This is a genomic window from Mesorhizobium sp. B3-1-6, from assembly GCF_006439555.1.
GTDB lineage: Bacteria > Pseudomonadota > Alphaproteobacteria > Rhizobiales > Rhizobiaceae > Mesorhizobium.
In genome coordinates, this window is sequence record NZ_VFTM01000032.1 from 68,667 (window position 1) to 76,437 (window position 7,771).

The following is a 7,771-nucleotide window of genomic DNA, read 5'->3' on the forward strand; positions in this document are numbered from 1 at the left end:
CGATATTCCGCTACGGAGCGTTCATGCGCATCTTCACCGCCTCGCTGGCGACGGAAACCAACACCTTCTCGCCGGTGCCGACCGACCGGGCCTCGTTCGAGATGGCCTTCTATGCCGGTCCGGGCAAGCACCCCGAGACGCCGACGCTCTGCTCCTCGCCGATCGTGGCTTTACGCAAATGCGCGGCCAAGGAAGGATTGACGGTCATCGAAGGCACCGCCACCTGGGCGGAGCCCGGCGGCCTCGTGCAGCGCCAGACCTATGAGGCGCTGCGCGACGAGATCCTCGATCAGCTCAAGGCCGCGCTGCCGGTCGATGCGGTGATCCTCGGCCTGCATGGCGCCATGGTCGCGCAAGGCTATGATGATTGTGAAGGCGATCTGCTGGAACGCGTGCGCGCCATCGTCGGCCCAAAGGTGGTGATCGCCTCCGAGTTCGATCCGCATAGCCACCTGACGCCGAAACGCGTCGCGGCCTGCAATGTCATGGCCTATTTCCTCGAATTCCCACACACCGATTTCTACGAGCGCGGCGAGCACGTCGTCGAGCTTGGCCTTGCCGCGGCGCGCGGCGAGATCAAGCCGGTGATCTCGACCTTCGACTGCCGCATGATCCAGGTGCTGCCAACCAGCCGCGAGCCGATGCGCTCCTTCGTCGACAGGATCAAGGCGCTGCATGGCAAGGACGGCGTGCTGTCGGTCTCGGTCATCCACGGCTTCATGGCCGCCGACGTGCCGGAGATGGGCACGCGCATCCTGGTCGTCACCGACAACGACAAGGAAAAGGGCGACAAGCTCGCGGAAACGCTGGGGCGCGAGCTCTACGCCTTGCGTGAAAAGACAGCGATGACGATGCTTTCCGCCTCGGCAGGCATAGAGCAGGCGCTGGCTGTGCGGGCCGAGCGCCAGGACAAGCCGGTCGTGATCGCCGACATCTGGGACAATCCGGGCGGCGGCGTGCCTGGCGACGGCACCATCGTGCTGCGCGAGCTGCTTGAGCGCGGAATCGACAAGGTCGGCGTGGCGACGATCTGGGATCCGATCGCGGTCACCTTCTGCCACGCGGCCGGCGAAGGCGCCGTCATCGACCTGCGCTTCGGCGGCAAGGCCGGCCCTCAGGCCGGCGAGCCGATCGACGCCCGCGTCACGGTGCTGAAGACCACCAATGAGGGCTGGCAGAGCTTCGGCCCGAGCCGCGTGACGCTGGGACCTTCGGCGGTGGTGCGCATCGAAGGCACCGAGGTCGAAATCATCTTGAACACCAACCGCACCCAGACCTTCGAGCCGGATATCTTTTCCAACATCGGCATCGATCCGCTGGCGAAAGACATCCTGCTGATCAAGTCGACCAACCATTTCTACGCCGGCTTCGCGCCGATCGCCGCCGAGATCATCTACGTCGCGGCACCGAGTTCCTATCCGAGCAATCCGGCGAAGACGGATTACAGGAAGCTGACGAGGCCGATCTGGCCGAGGGTGGCGGATCCGTGGAAACTGCCAATCTCCCCCCTTGTGGGAGATTAGCCAATCACACCAGCCCGCGCTTCACCATCATCGCCTCGGGCGAAGGCATCTTGCCGCGAAAGGCCGTGTAGAGCTCCTCCGGGTCCTTCGAGCCGCCGGCGGCATAGATGTTCTTCCGCAGCCGCTCGGCGAGCGCGGGATTGAAGGGATCGCCCGTCTCCTCGAAAGCCGCGAAGGCATCGGCGTCGAGCACTTCCGACCACATGTAGGAATAGTAGCCGGCTGAATAACCGTCGCCGGCGAAGACATGGCCGAAATGCGGGGTGCGATGGCGCATCGCGATCGTGTCGGGCATATGCAGCTTTTCGAGCGTCTCGGCTTCGTATCGAAGCGGCTCGGTGGGCGCGTCCGGCCGCGCGTGATAAGCCATGTCGATCAGCGCCGAGGCGGTGAACTCGACCGTCGCGAAACCCGCGCCGAATGTGCGGGCGGCGAGCATCTTGTCGAGCAGCGCCTTCGGCATCGGCTTGCCGGTCTTGACGTGCAGCGCGTGCTTTTCCAGCACCGCGGGCACCGTCAGCCAATGCTCGTATAGCTGTGAAGGCAATTCGACGAAATCGCGGCTGACCGACGTGCCCGAAACCGACGGCCAGGTCACCTCGGTCAGCATGCCGTGCAGCGCATGGCCGAATTCGTGGAACAGCGTCTTGGCCTCGTCGACCGACAGAAGTGCCGCCTCGCCGGCCGGCGGCTTGGCGAAATTCATGATGTTGTAGATGACCGGCTTGGCGCCATGACCGAGTTTATAGCCGGACCGCAGCGCGCTCATCCACGCGCCGGAGCGTTTTGAGGGCCTCGCGAAATAGTCGGCCAGGAACAGGCCGCGCTCGCTGCCGTCGGCATTCTTGACCACGAAGACACGCGCATCGGGATGCCAGGCGGCGATGCCCTTCTTCTCCTCGAAGGTGATGCCGAACAGTTTGGTGGCGACGTCGAAGCAGGCCTCGATGACCCGCTCAAGCCGCAGGTAAGGCTTCAGCTCCGCCTCGTCGAATGCGAATTTCTCGGCGCGCAGCTTTTCCTGGTAGAAGCGCCAGTCCCACGCCGCGAATTTCTCGTTGCTGCCCGCCTCGGTAGCCAGCCGTTCCAGCTCCTTCTGGTCAGCGGCGGCCTTTTCCAGCGCTTTTTCCCACACAGGATCGAGCAGGTCATGCACGGCCTTCGGCGTCTTGGCCATCGTGTCGTCGAGCTTGAGCGCCGCGAACGAGCCGTAGCCCAGCAGCTTCGCCTTCTCGGCGCGCAGCTTCAGCATGTCGCGCACGACATCGGTGTTGTCGGAAGCGCCGCCATTCTGGCCGCGCATGATGAAGGCTTTGAACGCGATCTCGCGCAGGTCGCGGCGCTCGGAAAAGGTCGAGAACGGCTCATAGATCGAGCGCGACAACGTCACCGCGTAGCGGCCCTTCTGGCCGCGGATCTCGGCCGCTTCGGCCATGGCGCTCTTCAGGAAATCGGGCAGGCCGGCAAGATCGGCCTCGTCGAGGAACAGCGCCCAGTCGCGCTCGTCGGCCAGCACGTTCTGGCCGAATTTGGTGCCGAGCGAGGAAAGCTCCTCATTGATGGCCGCGAGCCGTTTCTTGCCATGGGCGTCGAGTTTCGCGCCTGCCCGGACAAAGCCCTTCCAGGTCTTCTCCAGCACGCGCAGCGTTTCGGCATCGAGCTTGAGGCTGTCGCGCCGCTGGTAAAGGTCGTCGATGCGGGCAAACAGTTTTTCGTTCATCGAGATCGCCGAGAAATGCCGCGACATCTTCGGCGAAACCTCGCGCTCCATCGCCTGGATCGTGTCGTTGGTATGGGCGCCGGCGCGGCACCAGAAGATTGACGAGACATGGTCGAGCGCCTCACCCGCGAGCTCGAGCGCTGCCAGCGTGTTCTCGACGGTCGGCGTCTCGCTGTTGCCGGCGATCGCGTCGATCTCGGCCTGGTGCGCCTCGAGCGCCGCATCGAAGACAGGTCCGAAATCATTGTCGCCGACGCGCGAGAAATCCGGCAGGCCGAGCGGTCCCTGCCAGACGGTCAGCGGATGGGCGGCGAGATCGACGGTTTTTGACATGGCAGATCCAATCGGGGAGTTTCGATAGGCGGAGGGCAGCCCGGATGTAGGGCGGTGTCGCGTACGGCGCAACTCGGGCTTCGCCTCAATAGGCGCTGCAATCCTGCGCCACCGCCGTCTGGGTGCTGGCGACGATGCGGCCGCCGGCGACGGTGAAGGTCTCGCGCATCAGCGTGTCGTTGCTGGGGAAGTCGTAGCAAGCGAGCACCGTGGTCTCGCCGTTCTCGCTCCTTTCGACGCGGTGGCGGATCGCGGCGCCCGCGACCGCGCCCTGCCATTCGTCGATCGAGGCGATGAAGTCCTGTTTGGTCTGGACGACACCGATGTCGTCGAGCTTCATGCGCACGTCGTCGGCAAGCAGGTCGGACAATTCGGTGCGGTCGGCGACCAGCAGCGCCGAGTACCAGCGATCGATGATGGCGCCGTCATCGGCGCTGGCGCGGGCGATCGTGGACATGAGCAGCGTCGCCGCGAGAAAGACCTTCCACTGGCTCCGGGGCATTATCCCTCCGTCACAGCTCCGGCCGCTCGAAATCGCCGGTGTCCTTGTTCATCACCCAGAGCTCCCCGGTCGAGATGTCGAACCAGGCGCCGTGCAGCGAGAGCCGTCCCTTGCCTTCGAGGATCGAGACGCAGGGAAAGGTCCTCAGATTGGCGATCGAATAGCGGATGGAGATGCGCTCCAGCGCCGTCTGGCGCTCCGTCGCCGTCATCATCGTGCTGGCAGCCACCGTCTCGGCGGCTGGCGCGATCAGGCTCATCCATTTGCCGATGAAATCGCCGGGCGACAGCGGCGCCGCATTGGTGTCGAGCGCGGCGCGAATGCCGCCGCAGCGGCCGTGTCCCATCACCACGATGTTCTTCACCTTGAGGCTCTGCACGGCGAATTCGAGCGCGGCCGAGGTCGAATGGAACTCGCCGTCCGGCTCATAGGGCGGCACCAGATTGCCGACATTGCGCAGCACGAAGAGCTCGCCCGGCCCTGCGTCGAAGATCGCTTCCGGGGCCGAGCGGGAATCGCAGCAGGCGACGATCATCGTCTCCGGCGCCTGGCCTTCCCGCGCCAGCGAGCGGTAGCGGTCGCTTTCGGTAGGATAGCGACCGGTCATGAAGTTGCGGTAGCCGTTCAGCAGGTGCTCGGGCAGATGGGGCATTGGCGGCTAGAGCCTTTCCGGGGGTTGAGACGGCAGCTCGTTGCGATGGAAAAAGGCTCTAACGGCAAAAGCCGGTCGCGGGCAATGCCGAATTGCGGATCGCTGCGTCGCAATCGTTGCGGCAATCATGGCTCGGCCCGATATGCGTCATGCCCAGATGGCAACGGGGATACCGAAACGGTCGGCCTGCGGCGGATCGGGCGACGGTCGCGCCTTGCCGCTGGCGATCCGCCCGGCAATCAGCATCATCGCCGCCGCATCAAGGAAGTCGTCGCTCGCAGCGCCTCGTGGCGCTGCCTGGTCCAGAAAGGCTTTCTCGTAGCCATGCCGGCAAAGCAGCGCCTTGCGCTCCTCCATGCCGGCCGGGTTGACCGCGCCCTTGATCTTCTTCGGCAAGGTCATCGCCGCGCCGCCATTCAGCCGGCAGAACGCCATTTCCGGATGCGATTCGAAGATGCGGCGACGCAAATCGGGCCGTGCGATCACCAACTGGTCGATCTCGCGGATTTTTGAGAAAATACCGAAGGCCTGGATCGAAACGCCGCGCGGTGGGTCGGAGGTCTCCATCGCCACCGCGCATGCCAGCCGGTGCGCCGCATACCAGGCCTCGATCGTGGTGAAGTCGCTGGTGTCGGCATAGAGCGCCGCTCGGGATGGGATGGCGAACACGCTCGATTGCCGCCCCCCGAGCAGCGGCCGCACCAGCGCTTCCGGTCCGCGGCCGCCCTTGCGCGAAAAATCCGGCAGGCCGATCGGCATGTCGACGGCGATGGTGGCATTCGGCAGTGCGTCGAGCAGCGACTGGAAGCTCGGGAAGACCGAAACCGACGGCGCGACGCCCGCTTCGCGGTGGACGGCGATCCAGCCGGCCTTGCAGCCGTCGACGCCGGCCAGGCCGCCGTCTGGCGTCACGCCCGCTTGTCCCGCCCCGGATGCAGCAGGTGGCGCAGCTGCACCATGGCCATCGGATGCGACAGGCTCTGCGCGTCGGTTTCGAGCTGCAGCTCGTCGCCGCCGCGCTTGGCGGTGCGGGCGAGGATCTCGTAGACCGCGGCGGTGGTCGATTGCAGCGCCTTGACCGGCGCCTGGCCGGAGAGAACGCGCGCCAGATAGACGGCGGCCGTCAGGTCGCCGAGCCCATTCGGCGGCTTCTCGATCACGCGGTGCTCGGCAAGCAGCGCTTGGCTGCCGTCGAGCAGGAAATTGCCGGTGCCGCCCATCATCATGGCGGGTGCCGAGGTCACCAGCATGGTCGAAGGGCCGGCATGAAGTGCGGCCGCCGTCACCGCCTTGATGTCGGGCAACGGCGCGCCCGCCATCCATTCCAGCTCATAGCGGTTGGGCGTCGCGATATCCGCGATCGGCATCAATTTGTCGCGCATGGCAACGGCCGTCGGCTCGGGCACGTAGAGCCCGCCGGAATCGCCCATCACCGGGTCGCAGACGTAAAGCGCGTTCGGCGTCTTTTCCTTGACGGCGGCGACCAGCGAAGCGACGGCCTCCGCCTGGCCCGCCTCGCCGAGATAGCCCGAAAGCACGGCCCTGACCTCGCCCAGCCACGGCGCGCGCTCGAGATCGGCCATCAGCGCCTTGAACTGATCGAGCGGCGGCACGATGCGCGTGGCCCGGCTGTGGCCCGGATGCCAGGGCAGGATGACGGTGGGCACTGCCCAGACCGGGAAACCCAGCGTCTCCAGCGCAAAGACCGCGGCGCGGTTGCCGACCGAACCGCGGGCGACATGGCTGGAGATGACGATGACCGCGCGCGGCGCGTCGGTTTTTTCTGCATTCATGGAATCTGAATCCTAGCCGCCACGTGTGGCGGCATACACCAGCCAGGCCAATAGCCCAATGGCAATGACGAAACCGAGCGTTCGGCCAATGCGGGTTCCCCAATATTCGATGGGATCGGCGCGGTCGGCGTCGGCGGCGGTGACACGGTCGCGCGCGTCCTTCGCCGTGCGTGCGATGAACGACGCGCCGCCCGGCGCCGTCTCGCGCGCCACGCGTTCGAGGATGCGGCGCGATTCGGTCTCGTCGTCCCGGCGCTCGGCCATGCAATTGCCCTTTCCTGCCCGGAGCTTAGAGCAATTCCAGGAAAAGTGCGAAGCGTTTAGACTCGGCGACTTCGCCGTGGCCTTCCGACCGGAATTGCGTCAAACAAAGAGAGGGAATCCTGTTCGCTCGACTATTCACAGTGGCTCGCGCCCGCGCCGGAATCGGCGTCATCGGCCGGACATTTTCTTACGTGTGGATTGTGGTAATGCTTCGCATGTAACTTCTGTCGAGGGACCAACCATGATTACAGAGCGCCTCTCACCACCTTCCGTCTTCCGCAATCTGCCTGCCTTCCTGATGATGGCTTTCGTGCTGCCGCTGCTCGCCGGCTGCGGCTACAACACCATTCCGACGGCGGAAGAGAACGCCAAGGCGGCCTGGAGCGAGGTGCTCAACCAGTACCAGCGCCGTTCCGACCTGATCCCGAACCTGGTCGAGACGGTGAAGGGCTATGCCTCGCATGAAAAGGATACGCTCGATGCGGTCGTCCAGGCGCGCGCCAAGGCGACGCAGATCACGGTGACGCCCGACACGCTGAAGGATCCCGAGGCGCTGACGAAGTTCCAGGATGCCCAGGCCGGGCTGACCAGCGCGCTGTCGCGGCTGATCGCGGTGTCGGAAGCCTATCCCGACCTCAAGGCAAACCAGAACTTCCTGGCGTTGCAGGCGCAGCTCGAAGGCACCGAGAACCGCATCGCGGTGGCGCGGCGCGACTACATCCAGGCGGTCAGGGACTACAATCTGACGCTGAAGACCTTCCCGTCCGTGCTGTGGGCGACGTTGTGGTTCCGCGGCAACGAACCTTACGCCAACTTCACGGTGGAAGAGGACAAGATGCAGGTGCCGAAGGTCGATTTCGGCACGAGCACCACCAAGCAGGGCGGGTGAGAGCCTCGACTGAAATTTAATCGAGCTTGCAGGCCTTGAGTTCCTTCACACCTCCCTCTGTCCTGCCGGACATCTCCCCCGCAAGGGGGGAGATT

At 65.1% G+C, this 7,771-nt stretch carries 8 protein-coding genes; 2 read left to right on the plus strand and 6 right to left on the minus strand.

Annotated features, from left to right (window positions below):
* Positions 1 to 23: 23 nt before the first annotated feature.
* Positions 24 to 1,523, plus strand: a complete 1,500-nt coding sequence (locus tag FJ414_RS25010) for a M81 family metallopeptidase (RefSeq protein WP_140647043.1) — start codon at positions 24 to 26, stop codon at positions 1,521 to 1,523.
* 4 nt (positions 1,524 to 1,527) lie between these two features.
* On the opposite strand, the gene FJ414_RS25015 is transcribed toward FJ414_RS25010, so the two are convergent.
* The 6 genes from FJ414_RS25015 to FJ414_RS25040 form a co-directional block, all read right to left on the minus strand.
* Entirely contained in the window at positions 1,528 to 3,576 is a 2,049-nt protein-coding gene (locus FJ414_RS25015) for a M3 family metallopeptidase (protein ID WP_140647044.1), read from the minus strand.
* Between the two features lie 85 nt (positions 3,577 to 3,661).
* On the minus strand, positions 3,662 to 4,078 hold the full coding sequence (locus tag FJ414_RS25020; RefSeq protein ID WP_140647045.1) for a nuclear transport factor 2 family protein: 417 nt from the start codon (positions 4,076 to 4,078) through the stop codon (positions 3,662 to 3,664).
* Positions 4,079 to 4,088: 10 nt separating this feature from the next.
* Positions 4,089 to 4,730 carry a carbonic anhydrase gene (locus FJ414_RS25025; protein WP_140647046.1) on the minus strand — a complete coding sequence of 214 codons (642 nt, stop codon included), beginning with the start codon at positions 4,728 to 4,730 and terminating at the stop codon, positions 4,089 to 4,091.
* A 147-nt stretch (positions 4,731 to 4,877) separates the two neighbouring features.
* A complete protein-coding gene (locus tag FJ414_RS25030) occupies positions 4,878 to 5,642 on the minus strand; it encodes a DUF429 domain-containing protein (protein ID WP_140647047.1) in 765 nt (254 codons plus the stop codon).
* On the minus strand, positions 5,639 to 6,523 hold the full coding sequence (gene pdxY / locus FJ414_RS25035) for a pyridoxal kinase PdxY (protein ID WP_140647048.1): 885 nt from the start codon (positions 6,521 to 6,523) through the stop codon (positions 5,639 to 5,641). The genes FJ414_RS25030 and pdxY overlap by 4 nt, the downstream gene beginning before the upstream one ends.
* Before the next feature lie 12 nt (positions 6,524 to 6,535).
* On the minus strand, positions 6,536 to 6,787 hold the full coding sequence (locus FJ414_RS25040; RefSeq protein ID WP_140647049.1) for a hypothetical protein: 252 nt from the start codon (positions 6,785 to 6,787) through the stop codon (positions 6,536 to 6,538).
* Between the two features lie 241 nt (positions 6,788 to 7,028).
* Here FJ414_RS25040 and FJ414_RS25045 point away from each other — a divergent pair, with 241 nt between their 5' ends.
* Positions 7,029 to 7,676 carry a LemA family protein gene (locus tag FJ414_RS25045; RefSeq protein WP_140647050.1) on the plus strand — a complete coding sequence of 216 codons (648 nt, stop codon included), beginning with the start codon at positions 7,029 to 7,031 and terminating at the stop codon, positions 7,674 to 7,676.
* Positions 7,677 to 7,771 lie beyond the last annotated feature (95 nt).